The following is an 18,443-nucleotide window of genomic DNA, read 5'->3' on the forward strand; positions in this document are numbered from 1 at the left end:
ACCAGTGACTTCCTCCACGAACGACACCACCGTCCAGGCGGCAGGCTGTGTCCTGTGGCGTCACCGGTCCGCCGGAGACGTCGAACTGGCCCTGGTCCACCGGCCCAAGTGGGCCGACTGGTCCTGGCCCAAGGGCAAGCTGAAGCGGGGCGAGACGTTCGAGGAGGCGGCCCGCCGCGAGGTGCTGGAGGAGACCGGCCACACCTGCCGGCTGGGGACACGGCTCCCCTCGGCCCAGTACATCGACCACCACGGCCGGCCCAAGGAGGTCCGCTACTGGGCGGCCGAGGCGACCGGCGGAACCTTCACCCCCAACGACGAGGTCAGCGAACTCCGCTGGCTCCACCCGGACGAGGCCCACGGCCGCCTCACCCACGAACGGGACCGGGACCTGATCTCCCTCGTACTCATCGCGGTCGGCACGGACGAGGACCCGCGCGGCTAGGGGCGGAACACCCCCCTCGCCGCGCGGGTGCCGTACCGCTCACCTCGCGTTACGTTGCGAACGGGGGACCGGAGCAGGTCCCTCCCCCAGCCGGGGGACCGCCCGCTCGTGGAGGCCCTTTTGACCGCTCTGCGCCTGGCATAGTCCGGAATCAGCTCGTGTCCTCGACGTGAGCGTTCCGTGACCTAACCGCACCGCCCACAGGGGTTCACCCTCCGTTCACTTATGCCCATAGGCGCCTTCACCTGTTCTGCCTAATTTCGGCCTTACGCGATGTGAACCGCGGCCTGGGGGTCGCACCCGCATCACCCACGTCTTCGCACGCCGCCGTAATTCAGGACGGCGGCTCTCGGAAGGAACTCTTTCAAGTGAAGCTTCAGCGCATGAACCGGCGGGCCCTCACCCTCGGTGCTCTCGCGGTCTCCGGCGCCCTGGCCCTCACGGCGTGCGGCTCGGACGACAACGGCGGCTCTTCGAGCAGCAGCAGCTCCACGTCGGCCAACGCCAACTCGGCCGTCTGCGGCGACGCGAAGAAGGGCCAGCAGCTGCTCGCCGACGGCTCGTCCGCGCAGAAGAACGCGATCGACGCGTGGGTCAAGGCGTTCAGCCAGGCCTGTGGCGTCCAGATCAACTACAAGGGTGGCGGCTCCGGCGCCGGTGTCACCTCCTTCAACCAGGGTCAGCTGGCGTTCGCCGGTTCCGACTCCGCGCTGAAGCCCGAAGAGGTCACCGCCTCCAAGCAGGTCTGCTCCGGCGGCCAGGGCATCGACCTCCCGATGGTCGGCGGCCCGATCGCGCTCGGCTACAACGTCCCGGGTGTCGACAACCTGGTCCTGGACGCCCCGACGCTCGCGAAGATCTTCGACAGCAAGATCACCAAGTGGAACGACGCGGCGATCAAGAAGCTGAACCCGTCCGCCACGCTGCCCGACCTCAAGATCCAGGCGTTCCACCGCTCGGACGAGTCCGGCACCACGGACAACTTCACCAAGTACCTGATCGCCACCACCCCGGCCAACTGGAAGTACGACGGCGGCAAGGCATGGCAGGCCAAGGGCGGCCAGTCCGCGGCCGGCTCCGCGGGTGTGGCCGCCGGGGTCAAGCAGACCTCCGGCGCCATCGGCTACTTCGAGCTCTCCTACGTCGGTGACGGCGTCAAGGCCGTCAGCATCAACACCGGTGCCTCGGCCGCGGTCGCGCCCAGCACCGACAGCGCCACCAAGGACATCGCCGCCGCCAAGATCGTGGGCACCGGCGACGACCTGAAGCTGCAGCTCGACTACAACACCAAGGCCGAGGGCGCGTACCCGATCACCCTGGTGACGTACGAGATCGTCTGCGACAAGGGCAACAAGGCCGCCACGCTGCCCGCCACGAAGGCGTTCCTCACCTACATCGCCAGCGAGGACGGCCAGAAGGTCCTCTCCACCATCGACTACGCGCCGATCCCCGACGCGATCATCGCCAAGGTTCGCAGCACCATCGCGAGCATCAGCTAGTCCGAGTGTGCGGCCGGGCCCCGATCCAGGGGCCCGGCCGCACCGTCCGGTGCACCGCCGCCACGGACCGCACACAGCACGTGTGGACCCGCAGACCGGAGAAATTTGATGGATATATCGACAAAGAACCATGAAGAAGCACCGCCTCCCACCCCTGAGCCCGCCGTTGTGCAGAAGCGCACCGCCCGCGGCGCCACCCGACCCGGTGACCGGATCTTCCTCGGTCTCTCCCGCGGGTCGGGCATCCTGCTGTTGGTGATCATGGCCGCCATCGCGGTCTTCCTCACCTATCGCGCCTCGCTCGCGATCAGCAAGGACCACGCGAACTTCCTCACCACCTTCGAGTGGAACACCAACCTGCTGCCGCCGAAGTTCGGCATCGCCGTCCTGGCGTTCGGCACGGTGGTGTCCTCGATCATCGCCATGGTCATCGCGGTCCCGATCGCGGTCGCCATCGCCCTGTTCACCACGCACTACGCCCCGCGCAAGCTCCGCGGCCCGGTCTCCTACGTGATCGACCTGCTGGCCGCCGTACCGTCCATCGTGTACGGCCTGTGGGGCGCCCTGATCCTCGTGCCGCACATGGTCGGCCTCTTCGGCTGGCTGAACGACTACTTCGGCTGGACCGGGATCTTCTCCTGGGACGAAGGCGCCCCGCGCTCGATGCTCACTGTCGGCATCCTGCTCGCGATCATGATCCTGCCGATCATCACCAACGTGAGCCGTGAGGTCTTCCGCCAGGCCCCGCAGATGATCGAGGAGGCGGCCCTCGCCCTCGGCGCCACCCGCTGGGAGGTCATCCGCATGGCGGTGATCCCCTTCGGCCGCTCCGGCGTGATCTCCGCCTCGATGCTCGGCCTCGGCCGCGCGCTCGGCGAGACGATGGCCGTCGCCACCGTGCTCTCCCCGGACTTCATCATCCACGCCAGCCTGCTCAACCCGGGCGGCGGCACCTTCGCCCAGAACATCGCCAGCAAGTTCAGCGAGGCGACACCGGACGGCCGGGACGCGCTCATCGCCTCCGGTCTGGTCCTGTTCGTCATCACCTTGCTGGTCAACGGCGCGGCCCGGCTCATCATCGCCCGCCGCGCGGAGTACTCGGGGGCCAACGCATGAGCAACGCAGCCGTAGCGGAAAAGCCCGCGAGCACCCTCCAGGGCGCGACGCTCCCCACCTGGTCGCCGTACGCGATCGCCGGCGGTTCCATCGTGCTGGCCGTCCTCATCGGTCTGGTCGGCAGCCTGGACAGCAAGATCCAGTGGGGCCTGATCGCGGCGATCCTCTTCGTCGTCGGTACGTACGTCATCGCCGCGCGCATCGAGGGCACCCGCCAGGCCAAGGACCGCATCGCGACCAGCCTGGTCTGGGTCGCCTTCCTCCTCGCCGTCGTCCCGCTCGTCTCCCTCCTGTGGACGACGATCTCGCGCGGCGTGAAGGTCCTCGACATCTACTTCCTGACCCACTCGATGGGTGTGGTCGGCGACACCGAGCCCGGCGGCGGTATCTACCACGCCATCATCGGCAGCCTGGAGCAGGTCGGCCTCGCCACCCTGATCGGCGCCCCGATCGGGGTGCTCACCGCGATCTACCTCGTCGAGTACGGTTCGGGCGCGCTGTCGAAGTCGGTCACGTTCTTCGTCGACGTCATGACGGGCATCCCGTCGATCGTCGCGGGTCTGTTCATCCTGTCCCTGATGCTCATGTGGGACATGGAGCCCTTCGGCTTCGCCGGTTCGCTGGCCCTGGCCATCCTGATGATGCCGGTCGTGGTCCGCTCCACCGAGGAGATGCTGAAGCTCGTACCGAACGAGCTGCGCGAGGCCTCCCTCGCCCTCGGCATCCCGAAGTGGCGCACGATCCTGAAGGTGGTCCTCCCGACGGCTATCGGCGGCATCACCACGGGCATCATGCTGTCGGTGGCACGCATCGCCGGTGAGACCGCGCCCGTCCTGCTGCTGGTGTTCGGCAACCCGTTCATCAACAACGACCCGTTCCACGGGGCGCAGGCGTCGCTGCCGCTGTACATCTACCAGCAGTTCGCGCAGAGCGCGGGTTCCGGTGCGGCCTACGACCGTGCCTGGGCCGCCTCGCTCACCCTGATCGCCTTCGTGATGATCCTCAACCTGGTGGCTCGCGGCATCGCCCGCTGGAAGGCCCCCAAGGCCGGTCGCTGACCGCGACCTCCTCAGCGACCGTTCTGAAGTCTGGAAGTGAAGTACACATGTCCAAGCGAATCGACGTAAGCGGGCTCACCGCCTTCTACGGATCCCACAAGGCAATCGAAGACATCTCGATGACGGTCGAGCCGCGCTCGGTGACGGCCTTCATCGGCCCCTCCGGCTGCGGCAAGTCGACGTTCCTGCGCACGCTCAACCGTATGCACGAGGTGACGTCCGGCGGCCGGGTCGAGGGCAAGGTGCTCCTGGACGACGAGGACCTCTACGGCCACGGCATCGACCCCGTGTCGGTGCGCCGCGAGATCGGCATGGTCTTCCAGCGCCCGAACCCGTTCCCCACGATGTCGATCTTCGACAACGTGGCGGCGGGCCTGCGCCTCGCCGGCTCGTACAAGAAGAGCGAGCTGAACGACGTCGTGGAGAAGTCGCTCAAGGGCGCGAACCTCTGGAACGAGGTCAAGGACCGCCTGAACAAGCCCGGTTCGGGTCTGTCGGGCGGCCAGCAGCAGCGTCTGTGCATCGCGCGGGCGATCGCGGTGGAGCCGAAGGTCCTGCTCATGGACGAGCCCTGCTCGGCCCTGGACCCCATCTCCACGCTCGCGATTGAGGACCTGATCGGTGAGCTGAAGGAACGCTTCACGATCGTCATCGTGACGCACAACATGCAGCAGGCGGCGCGTGTCTCGGACCGTACGGCCTTCTTCAACCTCGCGGCGGTCGGCCAGCCCGGCCGACTGATCGAGATCGACGACACGGAGCGCATCTTCTCCAACCCGTCGGTCCAGGCCACGGAGGACTACATCTCGGGCCGCTTCGGCTAAACCGGGAGTTCCTCTTCTGAAACCCCTCGCGGTGCTGCATGGCGGTGCCACCGCGAGGACGAAAAGGGCCCGCCCCTGGCTCCCGGGGGCGGGCCCGTTCGGTTTGTGCGGGTAGGTGGGGGGCGGTTCCTGCTTTCCCACCCGCCCACTCGTTCACGGTCGGTCGAGAGGCGAAGCACTCGGGAGACCCGGGCCCATACGCCCTGCTTCTACGGCACCTTTCCAGCCGACCGTAAACGGGTGGGTGGGTGGGAAACCGGGTGGCCAGGGGGGCGCAGCCCCCGGCATACAGCGGCTACAGGAACGCCAGGTCTACGATCCAGAAGCTGGCGGCAGCCACCACCGCCGCCGCCGGCATCGTGATGAACCACCCCATCACGATGTTCTTGGCAACACCCCACCGCACCGCATTGACCCGCTTCGTCGCCCCGACACCCATGATCGCCGAGGTGATGACATGCGTCGTCGACACCGGCGCCTTGAACAGATACGCCGTGGTGAACATGATCGCCGCCCCGGTCGTCTCGGCGGCGAAACCCTGCGGCGGATCCAACTCGATGATCTTCCGCCCCAGCGTCCGCATGATCCGCCACCCACCCGCGTACGTCCCCAGCGACAGCATCAACGCGCAGACGATCTTCACCCACACCGGGATCGGATCGCCGTAGGTCGAGTGGCCGGAAATCACCAGGGCCATCACCACGACACCCATGGTCTTCTGCGCGTCCTGGAGCCCGTGCCCGAGAGCCATCCCCGCGGCGGAAACGGTCTGCGCGATACGGAACCCCCGCTTCGCCTTGTGCGGATTGGCCCGCCGGAAGATCCACATGATCGCGGTCATCACCAGATAACCGCCGACCAGACCGACGACCGGCGACACGAACATCGGCACGATGACCTTGTCGACGACCCCGTGCCAGATGACATCCGTACCGCCGGCCAGCGCGGCCCCCACCATCCCGCCGAACAGCGCGTGCGAGGACGAGGACGGCAGTCCGAAGTACCAGGTGATCAGGTTCCAGGTGATCGCACCGACCAGCGCGGCGAAGAGGATCCCCATCCCCTTCGAACCCTGGGGCGTCTCGATCAGCCCCTCGCTCACCGTCTTGGCGACCCCGGACCCGAGAAAAGCACCCGCGAGATTCATGACCGCGGCCATCGCCAGCGCCGCGCGCGGAGTCAGCGCCCGCGTCGAGACCGACGTAGCGATGGCGTTGGCGGAATCGTGAAAACCGTTCGTGTACGTGAAAAAGAGCGCGACCAGGATGGTCACGACCAGAGCGAAGGTGTCCATGGAGAGGTCAGGACTCCTTGACGGCGATGGTCTCCACCGTGTTCGCCACGTGCTCGAACGCGTCCGCCGCTTCCTCCAGCACATCCACGATCTGCTTGAGCTTGAGCACCTCGATGGCCTCGTACTTGCCGTTGAAGAGCATGGCCAGCAGCTTGCGGTGGATCTGGTCGGCCTGGTTCTCCAGCCGGTTGACCTCGATCCAGTACTCGGTGAGGTTCTCCATCGTGCGCAGGTTGGGCATGGCCTCGGCAGTGAGCTCCGCCGCCCGCGCCAGTACCTCGATCTGCTGCTCGACGCCCTTGGGCAGTTCCTCCACGTTGTAGAGGACGACCAGGTCGACGGCCTCCTCCATGAAGTCCATGATGTCGTCGAGGCAGGAAGCGAGGTTGTAGATGTCCTCGCGGTCGAAGGGCGTGATGAAGGAGGAGTTCAACTGGTGGAAGATCGCGTGCGTGGCATCGTCACCGGCATGTTCAGCGGCCCGCATACGCTCTGCGATCTCGGCCCGGCCGGCGGTGTCCGCCCCGAGCAGTTCCATGAGGAGTTTCGAGCCCGTGACGATGTTGTCCGCGGACGCGGCGAACATGTCGTAGAAGCTCGTCTCCCTGGGGGTCAGACGAAAGCGCACAAGGGGTCCTCGGGATGCATCGGTTTCGGTCAGGCTGATGCTAAGTGCATCATCCGGCCACGGCTAATGGGCCGTCCCCCAGTGTCGCCCATCAGGCACAGTGATCCGCACGGGGGCGTACCACAGGCCCTATACCCAGCAAAGTTCGTTACGATATACCCACTAGGGGTATACGTCTGGAGGACGCAATGGACGCGACGACGACCACCGAGGCCGACGCGACGGCAGCGCCCTCCGAACCGGCCGTCGAAGCGGCTCAGGAACCGGTGACGCACGGTTACCACCACCAGAAGGACGAGCACCTCAAGCGCCTGCGCCGGATCGAGGGCCAGATCCGCGGCCTCCAGCGCATGGTCGACGAGGACGTCTACTGCATCGACATACTCACCCAGGTGTCCGCCTCCACGAAGGCCCTGCAGTCCTTCGCCCTGCAGCTCCTGGAGGAACACCTGCGGCACTGCGTCGCCGACGCGGCGGTCAAGGGCGGCGAGGAAATCGACGCAAAGGTCGAAGAGGCGACAAAGGCGATCGCCCGCCTGCTCCGCACGTAGCACCTGCCCGGCGGATCAAGTCACGGGTAATCGGCGGCAGTTGATGTGCGCTGGTACATACGACGTCGACGCGATGGGATCACCCGGACACGGGGAGGTCACCGGCTGACACCACGGGCGACCGGGCCACCTCTACCCTCTGCACCCGCCGCTCGATGGACAGTCGCCCGGCGACGCCGTTCAAGCGCGAGCGAATCGCCGACCGACGACGACGCAGCCAGGATCCCCACAGCCCCGACGCGACGAAGACCCCGCGATCACCGACCCGCCGCACAGGCCACACGATCCCCCGGGGTCGGGCCTATCCTCTGGTCCCGCCGGAGGCATCCCGTTCCTCCGCGACCTTCAGCACCTCGTCGATGCTCTCCAGGCTGAGCCGGTCCTCGGCGGCCGAGGCCGCGATGATCAGGTCTCCGCACAGCTCGATCTCGGCGAGGGCCACGTGGTCCTGAACTGCCGTACCGCCGACCGGAGCCACGTGCATCACCTCTTCTCTGCCGTCACCGACTTCCTAGAGTAGGGAGCGGTCTACACACCGCGCATGGCACGGACGGGCTAGTCCTCACCCGGACTCACACCGATCGGTTCAGGTCACTTCTCGGCGATCTGCCCGGCGTAGATGTCCTTCGACGCCGGAAGCCGTACGTCCACGGGGGCCCCGAAGTCGTACAGCAAGGTCGTCGAGGCGACCGCCACTGTGCTGCGGCGCTGCCCGTTGACGAAGCTGAACCGCTGCCGGACCTTGCGGACGCGCCCCTGGTCGTCGAGGAAGACGTCGAAGGGCACCCGGGGTGTGGCGAACCCTTTCGCCGCCGACCTCAGGGCCGCCTCGTTCCCCGCCGACGCGCTCCGCGCGGCCACGGAGAGATCGGCGACCCCCCGATAGTGACGCACGGAGGCCCCGGCCACCTCCGTCTTCCCCAGATACGTCGCCGTAGTCGTCCCGCGCAGCAACTCGGCCGCGGCGTACGGGTCGGTGGCCCCGCCGGTCACGAGGTTCCCGTCGGACAGCGTCCCGGTGTCGACCCGTACCCATTTGTCGGCGGGCACCCCGGCACCCCGGTTCTTCATGAACAGGGCGCCCGGCGCGAGGAGTTCGGTGATCGGCCGGTGCTCACTGGCGCCCGCCGGATCCTGCGGCAACTGCACGGTCAGTCGGCCGAGTTGGCGGCGGAAGTCGTAGCCGCCCGCACCTCGGATGGTCACCCGGGTGCCGCCGGTGGCCATCTCCATGGACGTGCGGGCCTGTGAACTCCCCGCCGCCACAAGGGTGTCGGCCGCCCGCCGCACCACCGCGACCGCGTCCCCGGCACCGCGCGCTTCCGCCGTCGCCACCCCGTCACCGGCCCCGCACCCACCGGCGCCCACACAGACCCCCACCACGAGTCCCACCACGACGACCACCCCGCCGGCCGGCCTCTGCTGCCGCTCCATTGCTCCCGTACCCCCGGTACGTCGTCACGGGCCCCTGTCGCTCCGCCTAACGACCGGCGGGTCGGCGCCGTCACGCGGTGCCGCGGCCGTACAACCGCCCTATGACCGTCGTGCGAGCACCGCGCGACCGCCATACGAGCGCTTTACCCGGGGTCGGTAACGTTGTCGGAGTGGCGCAGCAGGACAGCCGAGAGGCTCCCCCCGTACATCCGGAACATCGCACGACGCTGACCGAGCAGGGTCCGTTCTGCTTCGGCCGGTGCGTCTGCGGCTGGCGCGGCCCGGCGAGACGGGCGAGAAGCCAGGCCAGGACGGACGCGGCGGGGCATCTCTCTGTTCCGAACCCGTGACATGAGCGCGAGAACTTGTGGGACGCCGGACGTATCTCACTTCACGGAACCCCCACAGGAGGCGCAATGGAACGGCGTTCGTTCATAGGCGGCGGCATGGCCGCCATCGCGGCGGTCGCGACGACCGCGTGCAACGGCAAGAACGGCAAGAACACGGCCGGCGGTGACCCGACGGCCACGGCGACCAACGCCTCCGCCTCGACGGGCACGTCGGGGATGCGCACCACCACCGCCGCGGCAGCCGCCAACTGGGCCGCCCTGGCCCGGGATCTGGACGGCACCCTGGTCCGCCCCGGTGACGCCTCCTGGAAGACGGCCCACCAGCTCTACAACACCCGCTTCGACTCCCTGAAGCCGGCCGCGGTGGCCTACGTCGCGAACCCCGACGACATCCGCTCGGTCCTCTCCTACGCCCGCGCCCACAACATCCGCGTCGCGATCCGCAACGGCGGCCACTCCTACGCGGGCTACTCCTCCGGCGACGGCCGCCTCATCGTCGACGTGTCGAAGCTCAACAAGATCCGGGCGAGCGGCACCTCCGCGGTGGTCGGCGCCGGCGCCAAGCTGATCGATGTGTACCGGGGTCTCGCCGCGAAGGGCGTGACCATCCCCGCGGGCTCCTGCCCGACGGTCGGCGTCTCCGGCCTCACCCTGGGCGGCGGCCACGGCGTGGTCTCCCGGGCGTACGGCCTGACCTGCGACAGCCTCACGCAGGCGACGCTGATCACGGCGGACGGCAAGCAGCTGGTCGCCAACTCCACTGAGAACAAAGACCTGTTCTGGGCCCTGCGCGGCGCGGGCAACGGCAACTTCGGCGTCGTCACGGAGCTGCAGTACAAGACGCACCCCGCGCCCCAGGCCGTATCGGGGTATCTGACCTGGCCCTCGTCGATGGCGGCGGCCGTGGTGAAGGCCTGGCAGGAGTGGGGCCCCGACCAGCCCGACGAGATCTGGTCCTCCTGCCACCTGACGAACACCCCCGGCGGCACCCCCAAGGTCTCCGTCGCCGCCTTCTCCCTGGGCACCTACAACGAACTCCAGAACGCGGTCGACAAGCTGGCCCACCTGGTCGGCGGCAACGCGTCGAGCGTCTCGCTGAAGCGGCACACGTACGAGGAGTCGATGGAGGCCTACGCGGGCTGCTCGTCGTTCTCGACGGACGCCCAGTGCCACCTTCCGGGTACGACCCCGGGCCGCTCCTCCCAGGGCGCGCTGGCGCGGGAGACCTACGTGGGCCGCTCCGACTTCTTCGACCGCTCGATCTCGGCCACGGGCATCCAGACGATGCTCAACCAGATGAGGGCGGTGCGCGGCAACTCGGGCGACATCGCCCTGACGGCCCTGGGCGGCGCGGTCAACCGCGTCTCCCCCACGGCGACGGCCTTCGTCCACCGCCGCTCCCGCATGCTCGCCCAGTACATCGTCTCCTGGCCCTCCGGCACGGCCGGCACGTCCGCCCAGTCCTGGCTGACGTCCTTCCACACCGCGATGAAGCCGTACGCCTCGGGCGCCGCCTACCAGAACTACACCGACCCGACCCTCACGAACTGGCGCAAGGCGTACTACGGCGACGCGGCGACCCGCCTGACGACACTGAAGAAGCAGTACGACCCGAACCGGTTCTTCACGTATCCCCAGGGGCTGTAGGCCTCACTTTGTCGCCGACGGTTGCGCAATGCCCTCAGAGGCGCGGGGAACCGCGCGACCAGCCACCAACGGACCGGCAGACGAAGAACCGACCGTTGAACGGAACCGTCACGCCGCGAGGTCTCTCTCTTCCGTCCCCGAAGCCTCCGTACGCGCCCCCGGAACCACCGCCTCCCGCCCCACCCGGCGAGCACCGGCAGAGCGAACCAGCCACCCACCCCAAGCCGAACCCTCAACAGCCTTGAGCACGGGCGTGAGCAGCACCATCGCAAGCGGCGAGAGAAGAAGCGCCACAGCAGTGCCGAGCGCGAACCCCCCGATCACGTCAGTCGGATAGTGCACGCCCATGTACACCCGGCAGAACCCCTCCACCAGAGCAAGCCCGATCCCCACCACTCCGAACCGCCGATCCGCCACGAACAGCGCCACCCCCATGGCCATGGTGATCGTCGCGTGATCACTCACAAAGGAGTAGTCGGTCTTACCGGAGATCAGCACGTCGATGCCGGTGTGGTCGAGAAACGGCCGGGGCCGCTCCACGAACCCCCGTATGGGCACGTTCACGAGAACAGCGAGCGCGGCGGCAAGAGGCGCCCAGACCAACCCGGCGACGGACGCGGCAGAATCCTCGTCCCCCCGCCGCCGCACGGACCACCAGCACCCCACCACGAGCAACACCATCGCGACGAGCAGCCCGTACTCACCGACGAACTCCACGCCCCGGTCGAACCAGTGCGGCGCGTCCTTGGCGAGGCCATTGATGTCGTAGAGCAGATCGACGTCGGGATTCGACCCGGAGTCGGCGAGTACAGCCATGGTGCTGCGGCTCCTACGTCGTAGTTCCGGGCGCACCTCTCGTGCGCATTACTGAACAGGAACGCACGGTCCCGCTTAATACGTTCCACCCTCCACCGAATGATCACTCAGACGTTATCGAAGAGAGACTCATCGCCGCAGCTCAGGGGGTGGGTTCACACTCGGTTCACACGGTCGTGGGGAGTGCTTTCGCGCCATCTTCGGTGACTCGGGTGGCACCGAAGTAATCGAGGGTGTCAATGGGGTCGAACCGGATCACAGCACCCGTCCGGGGTGCGTCGATCATGTACCCGCCGCCGACATAAATCCCCACATGCCGGATGGCCCGGGAATTGGTCAGGTCGTCCGAGAAGAACACCAGATCTCCCGGCAGCAATTCGGCCCGCTGCGGGTGCGGCCCCGCGTTGTACTGATCGTTCGCAACGCGCGGCAACGTGACCCCCGCGGCCTCGAACGCGGCCTTGGTCAGCCCCGAGCAGTCGAAACGCCCGCCCTGGTCGGCGGTGCCGTTCCCGCCCCACAGATAAGGGGTGCCGAGCTTGTTCTGGGCGTAGTTGATGGCCGTGGCGGCCTGCTCGGAGGGATCGACCCGGGTGACCGGCGCGGCGAAGCTCTGCGACAGCGTCGTGATCGTCTTCACGTAGTTCTGGGTCTCCGAGTACGGCGGCACGCCCCCGTACTTGATGACCGCGTACGCCCCCGCGTTGTACGAGGCGAGCATGTTGGCGGTCACGTTCCCCGGCACGTCCTTCACATACGAGGCGAGCTCGCAGTCGTAGGTCGCGGCCGACGGAATCGCGTCATTCGGATCCCATACGTCGCGTACGCCGTCGCCGTTGCCGTCGATCCCGTGCGTGGCCCAGGTCCCGGGGATGAACTGCGCTATCCCCTCGGCCTTCGCCGGGCTCTTCGCGTTCGGGTTGAACCCGCTCTCCTGGTAGAGCTGGGCGGCGAGCAGTGCGGGGTTGAGGGCGGGACAGAGATTGCCCCACTTCTGCACGAGCGCCGAATACGCCGCCGGCACCGCGCCCTTGGCGAGCGCGACGCTCCCGCCGCCGGCCCCGCCCGCGAGGTTCCCGGCGACGAGGTAGACCCCGACGACGAGCAGCATCACAAAGCTGAGCCCCAGCCCAACCGCGACCCCACCGGCCACCCATACTTTTCGCACGGCTCAACCCTCCCCCATGACAGCCCTGTTCAAGGCCATTTCGGGGCAGGGTGGCGGCATTTCGCCGTGCTTCCGCCACATCTGACGCGTATACAGCGAACCGCCGCGCCGGATACGGCTCCTTATTACGGATCAGTCATGGCGATTACGGGTCAGCCGTGGCGTCCTTGTACAACTCGGCCGCCTCTTTGCCGAACACGACGCTGTAGGAGATATCGGGCGTCAGCCCGCCCTGCTCGTGTCCGCCGATGACCCCCACCACCTGCTGGTCACCGTTCACCCAGGGACTGCCGCTGGTGCCGCCGGTGAAGCCCGGGCAGTCGATGCGCTGCTGGGTGGCGCTGTGCTGGGTGGGCTTGTTGGTGCAGCTGATGGGCTGGTCGGTGGCGGAGGGGTACCCGGTGATCGTCACCGCCGTGGCCCCGGTCGCCATCCCGGTCGTGAACCGGTCGGCCCCGACCACGTCCTCGACGTTCTTGCCGCCCACCTCGACGAGCGTGGCGAAGCTGATGTCACTGTCCTCGGCCTGCCCCTTGGACCACCCGTCCGGCAGGAACCGCCGCTCGACCTTCCAGATCCCGTACGGCGCCCTGCCGTCCCGGTAGCCCGGCACGAACACGTCCCCGGGGTCGCCGTCCAGGCAGTGCGCCGCGCTGACGATGAGGTTGTGCCCCGCGCTGTGCACCACGGACGCGGTGCAGTGGTGCCCGCCGGCGAGGCTGGTGGCGTGGGCTGCCCCGAACAGGGCACCCACCCGCGCGCTCTGTTTGCTCACCTGGGTCACGGTGGTCACCCCGAAGGGGCCCGGGCCGTCGTCCGCGGTCGCCACGGACGCCGAGGTCAGCGCCAGCGTCACCACGGCGACGAACAGCGCGTACCTGCGGTTGCCCGCGAGGTGAGCGGAACGGGAGATGCGTGAGCTGCGCTTCATCGGGCCTCACTCTGTCCCACGAAGGTGAGAAAGGACGTCGACGTTTGCTGAAATTTCCCTGTGAAGGGCGCGTTCGCGCGTCGGCCGACGTTGGTCCGGTGGTCACGGTCAGTCCACCGTACTGTCCGCCCGCCCCTCCCGCCTCTCCTGCGCCATACTCGACGTCTCCCCGGCACCCGACGAAGGAAACCCCGTGTCCGACATCCCCCCCGACCTCATCTGGGAACGAGCCGCCCCACCGGACGCCACGGGCCCTGGCCCCTGGATCGAGCTCGCCTTCGGCGCGGGGGACGACGGCGAGGCCCCGGTCTACATCCGCGAGACCAGCGACCCGGAGAACGTGGTCACCACCAACCGCCGCAAGTGGGACGCCTTCGTACTCGGCGTACAGGCAGGCGAGTTCGACCACTTCGTGGAGGGCGTGGAGGACACGACGGAGACAACAGGCCCGGAGGCGAACCCGCCCCATGCATAGAAGCCGTGTCTACGCCCTCCTGATCGACACCCCGGGACCGGAGGCGGTCGCCGCGGCGACCTTCTGGTCGGCGGCCCTCGGCGCCCCCGCCGCACCGGTCCCCGCGGAGGAGCAGTTCACCTCCCTGCACGGGGCAATCCCCGGCCTGGTCACGGCGGTTCAGTCCATCAACGACACCAACCCCCGCTTCCACATCGACATCGAGACCGACGACGTGGAGGCGGAGACCGCCCGCCTGCTCACCCTGGGCGCGACCCAGATCGACCGCTGGCTGGAGTGCCGCGTACTGCGCGCCCCCGGCGGCCACCTGCTCTGCGTCCTGCCGGTGCACAGCGCCCCGGAGATCTTCAACGCCCAGGCGCGCACCTGGAGTTAGCGCCCCGCACCAGCCAACGCGTACACCACCCCCGTGAGCTCCTCCGAAGCCGTCCACAACCGCTTCGCCGCCTCCACATCGCTCGCCGCCGGACTCCGCCCCACCAGCGTCGGCGCGCCCCGCATCTCGAACGCCCCGCTCGGGCCGACGAAACTCGCGCCCGGCAGATCCTGCGTCGCCGCGAAGAGCGTCGGCAGGGCGCCGCTCCTGTCGTCCTGGGCCACGACCTTGTTGCCGACGGCCATGAGCACGCGCGAGACCGGGTTCGCCGTATGGCTCTGGAGGTTGGTCGCCGCCCAGCCCGGGTGCGCCGCGAGGGAGCGGACGGGCGAGCCCGACTCCGCGAGCCTGCGCTGGAGTTCGAGGGTGAAGAGCAGGTTGGCCAGCTTGGACTGGGAGTAGGCGCGCTGCGGGGCGTAGATCCCGTCCAGGTTCAGGTTCTCGAAGTGGATGTAGCCGTCGCCCATCCGGTGCGCGCCGGAGGAGACCGTCACCACCCGGCCGGTGATGTGCGGCAGCAGCAGGTTCGTGAGGGCGAAGTGGCCCAGGTGGTTCGTGCCGAACTGCATCTCGAAACCGTCGCGCGTCCGCCGCTCGGGCAGCAGCATCACGCCCGCGTTGTTGATCAGCAGATCCAGCGGCCTCTCCCACCCCGCCGCGAACTCCCGCACGGACGCCAGATCCGCGAGATCCAGCCGCCGCACCTCCGTACTGCCACGCACCCCGGTCGCCGCGGCCCGCCCCCGCTCCAGATCCCGTACGGCGAACACGACATGCGCGCCCGCCCGGGCCAGCTCGGCGGCGGCCACCCGGCCGATCCCGCTGTTGGCACCGGTGACGACCGCCGTACGACCGGAGAGATCGGGAATCCGCCCCGCGTCCCACTTGGTCTCGCCCTTGCCGCCGCTGCCGCTGCTGTTACCGCTGCTGCTTGTGCTGTCCGTCTTGTCCATGCCCCCAATGTAGGCAACGCCTACAATGCTGTCAATGACAACAATGATGACGGCGACAACAATGATGACGTCGACAACATCGGGATACGATGGCTCGCATGCCTGTACGCCCCTATCACCACGGAGACCTGCGCTCCGCCCTGCTCGTGAGCGCGGAACGCACCCTGCTGGAGAAGGGGGTCGCCGCCCTGTCCCTGCGCGAACTCGCCCGGGACGTCGGGGTGAGCCACGCGGCCCCCGGCCGCCACTTCAAGGACAAGCAGGCGCTGCTCGACGCCCTGGCCCTGGCCGGCTTCGAGCGCCTGGCCAAGGAACTTCACACCGCCGACGCCCACGGGCTGCCGCTCGAAGCGCGCCTGACCCAACTGGCCCAGGCCTACGTGCACTTCGCGGTCACCAACGCCGAGCTGCTGGAGGTCATGTACACCCGCAAGCACGACGCGGACATCGACGAGCGCTTGCGGGCCGCCGTGGACGGGACGACGACCCACTTCGTCCAGATCGTCGCCGACGCCCAGGAACGCGGCGAGATGATCCCCGGCGAACCCTGGACCATCGCCTTCGTACTCGGCGCCGCCCTGCACGGCACGGCCTCCTTCGCGGCCCAGGGCACACTCACCCCGGAGGCCGCGGTGGCCGGCATCCCGGCCCTCGTCCACCATCTGCTGAACGGCCTCAAGCCCCGCGAGAACGAGCAGTGAGCGACACCTACTTGACGGTGATTCCGACCGATCCGCACTGGCAACCCGCCCGGGCGGCGGCAGACCGCGCCAAGGCCGCCCTGTCCGCCCTGCTCCCCGACGCCGACGCCCGCCGCGGCCCGGAAGCCCGGTGGCACGACACCGTCGAGGTCGTCCACTGCGGCGCGAACCTGGAGACGATCCGCTGCCCCCACTGCGGCGCGGAATCCGGCGACTGGTGGGGCGAAGCCGTCCAGGAGTGTTACGACCGGGGCTTTTCCACCCTCCTGGTCACGGTCTCCTGCTGCGGTGCCGAGACATCACTCAACGAGCTGATCTACGACTGGCCGATGGGTTTCGCGAGCTTCAGGATCGAGACCCTGTACCCGAACCGAGGGTGGCTCACCGAGGAGGAGCTGGCCTCCGTCACAGCCGCGATCGGGCATCCTCTGCGCCAGATCCTCGCGCACTTCTAGGGCACTTCCAGCCCCCTCTCCGACGCCGTTCAACGCGCGTCACGCTGTGGACTTTCGGTGGAGAGAGTCAAGTTCCGGCCATTGCCGTGCCATCCCGACGCCATTGATCAGCAATCCCCCAACCCCCTTGAGTAACGCGGAAGTCAGAACTCCGGAACCCTTCTTGTTGTCACGTACTCAACAAGAGAAGGTCGTCACGGGCCGCCGCCCCCACCGGAACCTCACCGGTGGACCCCCACCCGCAGGCCTCTGCCCACCTCTCTCTGGAGGCTGTACGTTGCGTACGTCACCCCCCAACTCCCCCCACATACGAGGCAACTGGCGAAGAATCGGTTCTGCCGCCGCCGCGACCACCGCGCTCCTGATCGCCGGCCTCGGCACCGCGGCCCACGCGAGCGCCGCGACCACCCCCCACAAGGCGACCGCCAAGACGATCGCCGCCCAGGTCGCCAAGGCCCATGTGCAGTACGAGAAGGCCGCCTGCGGCGCCACCCCGAAGAAGGGCTTCGCCGCGTGTAACGCCCTCCGCGTCACCGGCGGCACCACCGCCTTCATGGAGAAGCAGGCCGCCCTGAAGGGCGTCACGCCGAAGACCATCTCCCCGAAGGCCGCCACCGACGACCCCACCGGCTACGGCCCCTCGGACATCCAGTCCGCCTATGGCCTGGCGAGCGCCGCCTCCGACAACGGCTCGGGCGAGACCGTCGCGATCGTCGACGCCTACGACGACCCGAACGCCGCCGCCGACCTCGCCACCTACCGCTCGTACTACGGGCTTTCGGCCTGCACGGTCGCCAACGGCTGCTTCAAGAAGGTCAGCCAGACCGGCTCGACGACCTCCCTCCCCTCCGCCGACAGCGGCTGGGCCGGCGAGGAGTCCCTCGACCTCGACATGGTCAGCGCGACCTGCCCGAACTGCAACATCCTGCTGGTCGAGGCCAAGTCGGCGAGCGACGCCAACCTGGGCACCGCGGTGAACGAGGCCGTCAAGCTGGGCGCCAAGTTCGTCTCGAACTCCTACGGCGGCTCGGAGTCCTCCTCCGACACCACGTACGACACCTCGTACTACAAGCACCCGGGCGTCGCCATCACCGCCAGCGCGGGCGACGAGGCCTACGGCGCCGAGTACCCGGCCGGTTCGCGGTACGTCACCGCGGTCGGCGGCACCAAGCTCTCCACCTCCTCGAACTCCCGCGGCTGGACCGAGAGCGTCTGGAAGACCAGCAGCACCGAGGGCACCGGCTCCGGCTGCTCGGCGTACGACGCCAAGCCCACCTGGCAGACCGACGCCAGCTGCGCCAAGCGCATGATCTCCGACGTCTCAGCGGTCGCCGACCCGGCCACGGGCGTCTCGGTCTACGACACCTACGGCGCCGACGGCACCGGCTGGGGCACCTTCGGCGGCACCAGCGCCTCGTCCCCGATCATCGCCTCGGTCTACGCCCTCGCCGGCACCCCCGGCAGCAGTGACTACCCGGCCTCCTACCCCTACGCCGCGGCCGGCACCTCCGCGCTGAACGACGTGACGAGCGGCAACAACGGCACCTGCTCGACGAGTTACTTCTGCACCGCCAAGTCGGGCTACGACGGCCCGACCGGCTGGGGCACCCCGGAGGGCGTCTCGGCCTTCACCGGCTGACGCACTCCCGCAAGCCTCCCCGTCGGGTCACGGGGAGCCGCCGGCAAGAGGGGGACGTGGGGTCCCCTTGGCGGAGCAAGTGA

The 18,443-nt window shown here is 68.4% G+C and carries 20 protein-coding genes; 12 read left to right on the forward strand and 8 right to left on the reverse strand.

The genetic code is table 11. From position 1 onward, the window contains the following. Positions 1-4 precede the first annotated feature (4 nt). From ACIRRY_RS22650 to pstB, 5 genes are all read left to right on the forward strand, one after another. On the forward strand, positions 5-445 hold the full coding sequence (locus tag ACIRRY_RS22650; RefSeq protein WP_403975497.1) for an NUDIX hydrolase: 441 nt from the start codon (positions 5-7) through the stop codon (positions 443-445). Positions 446-813: 368 nt separating this feature from the next. Further along, the gene (gene pstS / locus ACIRRY_RS22655; protein ID WP_403975499.1) at positions 814-1,944 is read left to right on the forward strand and encodes a phosphate ABC transporter substrate-binding protein PstS; all 1,131 of its coding nucleotides are present in this window, start codon (positions 814-816) and stop codon (positions 1,942-1,944) included. A 108-nt stretch (positions 1,945-2,052) separates the two neighbouring features. Continuing rightward, positions 2,053-3,060, forward strand: coding sequence for a phosphate ABC transporter permease subunit PstC (pstC, locus tag ACIRRY_RS22660; RefSeq protein ID WP_403975502.1), 1,008 nt, complete (start codon positions 2,053-2,055; stop codon positions 3,058-3,060). Next, the gene (gene pstA, locus ACIRRY_RS22665) at positions 3,057-4,118 is read left to right on the forward strand and encodes a phosphate ABC transporter permease PstA (RefSeq protein WP_403975505.1); all 1,062 of its coding nucleotides are present in this window, start codon (positions 3,057-3,059) and stop codon (positions 4,116-4,118) included. The genes pstC and pstA overlap by 4 nt, the downstream gene beginning before the upstream one ends. A gap of 47 nt (positions 4,119-4,165) precedes the next feature. After that, positions 4,166-4,942 (forward strand): phosphate ABC transporter ATP-binding protein PstB, encoded by a 777-nt coding sequence (gene pstB / locus ACIRRY_RS22670; protein WP_403975507.1) that lies wholly within the window; start codon positions 4,166-4,168, stop codon positions 4,940-4,942. A gap of 295 nt (positions 4,943-5,237) precedes the next feature. On the opposite strand, the gene ACIRRY_RS22675 is transcribed toward pstB, so the two are convergent. After that, positions 5,238-6,236, reverse strand: coding sequence for an anion permease (locus ACIRRY_RS22675; RefSeq protein WP_403975510.1), 999 nt, complete (start codon positions 6,234-6,236; stop codon positions 5,238-5,240). A gap of 7 nt (positions 6,237-6,243) precedes the next feature. Beyond that, entirely contained in the window at positions 6,244-6,864 is a 621-nt protein-coding gene (locus tag ACIRRY_RS22680) for a DUF47 domain-containing protein (RefSeq protein WP_043672967.1), read from the reverse strand. 188 nt (positions 6,865-7,052) lie between these two features. Here ACIRRY_RS22680 and ACIRRY_RS22685 point away from each other — a divergent pair, with 188 nt between their 5' ends. Next, positions 7,053-7,415, forward strand: a complete 363-nt coding sequence (locus tag ACIRRY_RS22685; RefSeq protein WP_403975513.1) for a metal-sensitive transcriptional regulator — start codon at positions 7,053-7,055, stop codon at positions 7,413-7,415. Positions 7,416-7,716: 301 nt separating this feature from the next. On the opposite strand, the gene ACIRRY_RS22690 is transcribed toward ACIRRY_RS22685, so the two are convergent. Both ACIRRY_RS22690 and ACIRRY_RS22695 read right to left on the reverse strand, forming a co-directional pair. Beyond that, positions 7,717-7,899 (reverse strand): hypothetical protein, encoded by a 183-nt coding sequence (locus ACIRRY_RS22690; RefSeq protein WP_403975515.1) that lies wholly within the window; start codon positions 7,897-7,899, stop codon positions 7,717-7,719. Between the two features lie 107 nt (positions 7,900-8,006). Further along, positions 8,007-8,849, reverse strand: a complete 843-nt coding sequence (locus ACIRRY_RS22695; RefSeq protein ID WP_403975518.1) for a hypothetical protein — start codon at positions 8,847-8,849, stop codon at positions 8,007-8,009. Positions 8,850-9,265: 416 nt separating this feature from the next. On the opposite strand from ACIRRY_RS22695, the gene ACIRRY_RS22700 reads away from it, so the two are divergent. Next, positions 9,266-10,846: an FAD-binding oxidoreductase gene (locus ACIRRY_RS22700; protein ID WP_403975520.1), complete on the forward strand. Its 1,581-nt coding sequence runs from the start codon at positions 9,266-9,268 to the stop codon at positions 10,844-10,846. A gap of 108 nt (positions 10,847-10,954) precedes the next feature. Here the strand turns inward: ACIRRY_RS22700 and ACIRRY_RS22705 are convergent, their stop codons facing one another. The 3 genes from ACIRRY_RS22705 to ACIRRY_RS22715 all read right to left on the reverse strand — a co-directional run bounded on the left by ACIRRY_RS22705 (position 10,955) and on the right by ACIRRY_RS22715 (position 13,761). Beyond that, the gene (locus ACIRRY_RS22705; RefSeq protein WP_403975522.1) at positions 10,955-11,662 is read right to left on the reverse strand and encodes a phosphatase PAP2 family protein; all 708 of its coding nucleotides are present in this window, start codon (positions 11,660-11,662) and stop codon (positions 10,955-10,957) included. 166 nt (positions 11,663-11,828) lie between these two features. Continuing rightward, positions 11,829-12,773: an NlpC/P60 family protein gene (locus ACIRRY_RS22710; RefSeq protein ID WP_403975588.1), complete on the reverse strand. Its 945-nt coding sequence runs from the start codon at positions 12,771-12,773 to the stop codon at positions 11,829-11,831. A gap of 202 nt (positions 12,774-12,975) precedes the next feature. Beyond that, a complete protein-coding gene (locus tag ACIRRY_RS22715; protein ID WP_403975525.1) occupies positions 12,976-13,761 on the reverse strand; it encodes a trypsin-like serine peptidase in 786 nt (261 codons plus the stop codon). A 193-nt stretch (positions 13,762-13,954) separates the two neighbouring features. Here ACIRRY_RS22715 and ACIRRY_RS22720 point away from each other — a divergent pair, with 193 nt between their 5' ends. After that, positions 13,955-14,236 carry a DUF397 domain-containing protein gene (locus ACIRRY_RS22720; RefSeq protein WP_403975527.1) on the forward strand — a complete coding sequence of 94 codons (282 nt, stop codon included), beginning with the start codon at positions 13,955-13,957 and terminating at the stop codon, positions 14,234-14,236. After that, positions 14,229-14,612 carry a VOC family protein gene (locus ACIRRY_RS22725; protein ID WP_403975530.1) on the forward strand — a complete coding sequence of 128 codons (384 nt, stop codon included), beginning with the start codon at positions 14,229-14,231 and terminating at the stop codon, positions 14,610-14,612. The genes ACIRRY_RS22720 and ACIRRY_RS22725 overlap by 8 nt, the downstream gene beginning before the upstream one ends. Here the strand turns inward: ACIRRY_RS22725 and ACIRRY_RS22730 are convergent. After that, on the reverse strand, positions 14,609-15,565 hold the full coding sequence (locus ACIRRY_RS22730) for an oxidoreductase (RefSeq protein ID WP_403975532.1): 957 nt from the start codon (positions 15,563-15,565) through the stop codon (positions 14,609-14,611). The genes ACIRRY_RS22725 and ACIRRY_RS22730 overlap by 4 nt on opposite strands. Positions 15,566-15,654: 89 nt before the next feature. Between ACIRRY_RS22730 and ACIRRY_RS22735 the strand changes: the two genes are divergently transcribed. The 3 genes from ACIRRY_RS22735 (at position 15,655) to ACIRRY_RS22745 (ending at position 18,360) form a co-directional block, all read left to right on the forward strand. Then, positions 15,655-16,266: a TetR/AcrR family transcriptional regulator gene (locus ACIRRY_RS22735; RefSeq protein WP_403975534.1), complete on the forward strand. Its 612-nt coding sequence runs from the start codon at positions 15,655-15,657 to the stop codon at positions 16,264-16,266. Next, positions 16,263-16,721, forward strand: coding sequence for a hypothetical protein (locus ACIRRY_RS22740; RefSeq protein ID WP_403975536.1), 459 nt, complete (start codon positions 16,263-16,265; stop codon positions 16,719-16,721). Before ACIRRY_RS22735 ends, ACIRRY_RS22740 begins: the two co-directional genes overlap by 4 nt. Before the next feature lie 277 nt (positions 16,722-16,998). After that, on the forward strand, positions 16,999-18,360 hold the full coding sequence (locus ACIRRY_RS22745) for a peptidase S8 (RefSeq protein WP_403975539.1): 1,362 nt from the start codon (positions 16,999-17,001) through the stop codon (positions 18,358-18,360). Positions 18,361-18,443 lie beyond the last annotated feature (83 nt).

The organism is Streptomyces sp. NPDC101776 (assembly GCF_044766845.1).
Classification (GTDB): domain Bacteria; phylum Actinomycetota; class Actinomycetes; order Streptomycetales; family Streptomycetaceae; genus Streptomyces.

Excerpts from the sequence above, each read along its gene's own strand:
- pstC (WP_403975502.1), top strand. The coding sequence starts at position 2,053 with ATGGATATATCGACAAAGAACCATGAAGAAGCACCGCCTCCCACCCCT.
- pstA (WP_403975505.1), top strand. The coding sequence starts at position 3,057 with ATGAGCAACGCAGCCGTAGCGGAAAAGCCCGCGAGCACCCTCCAGGGC.
- pstB (WP_403975507.1), top strand. The coding sequence starts at position 4,166 with ATGTCCAAGCGAATCGACGTAAGCGGGCTCACCGCCTTCTACGGATCC.
- ACIRRY_RS22675 (WP_403975510.1), bottom strand. The coding sequence starts at position 6,236 with ATGGACACCTTCGCTCTGGTCGTGACCATCCTGGTCGCGCTCTTTTTC.
- ACIRRY_RS22685 (WP_403975513.1), top strand. The coding sequence starts at position 7,053 with ATGGACGCGACGACGACCACCGAGGCCGACGCGACGGCAGCGCCCTCC.
- ACIRRY_RS22690 (WP_403975515.1), bottom strand. The coding sequence starts at position 7,899 with ATGCACGTGGCTCCGGTCGGCGGTACGGCAGTTCAGGACCACGTGGCC.
- ACIRRY_RS22695 (WP_403975518.1), bottom strand. The coding sequence starts at position 8,849 with ATGGAGCGGCAGCAGAGGCCGGCCGGCGGGGTGGTCGTCGTGGTGGGA.
- ACIRRY_RS22700 (WP_403975520.1), top strand. The coding sequence starts at position 9,266 with ATGGAACGGCGTTCGTTCATAGGCGGCGGCATGGCCGCCATCGCGGCG.
- ACIRRY_RS22705 (WP_403975522.1), bottom strand. The coding sequence starts at position 11,662 with ATGGCTGTACTCGCCGACTCCGGGTCGAATCCCGACGTCGATCTGCTC.
- ACIRRY_RS22710 (WP_403975588.1), bottom strand. The coding sequence starts at position 12,773 with ATGCTGCTCGTCGTCGGGGTCTACCTCGTCGCCGGGAACCTCGCGGGC.
- ACIRRY_RS22715 (WP_403975525.1), bottom strand. The coding sequence starts at position 13,761 with ATGAAGCGCAGCTCACGCATCTCCCGTTCCGCTCACCTCGCGGGCAAC.
- ACIRRY_RS22725 (WP_403975530.1), top strand. The coding sequence starts at position 14,229 with ATGCATAGAAGCCGTGTCTACGCCCTCCTGATCGACACCCCGGGACCG.
- ACIRRY_RS22730 (WP_403975532.1), bottom strand. The coding sequence starts at position 15,565 with ATGGACAAGACGGACAGCACAAGCAGCAGCGGTAACAGCAGCGGCAGC.
- ACIRRY_RS22735 (WP_403975534.1), top strand. The coding sequence starts at position 15,655 with ATGGCTCGCATGCCTGTACGCCCCTATCACCACGGAGACCTGCGCTCC.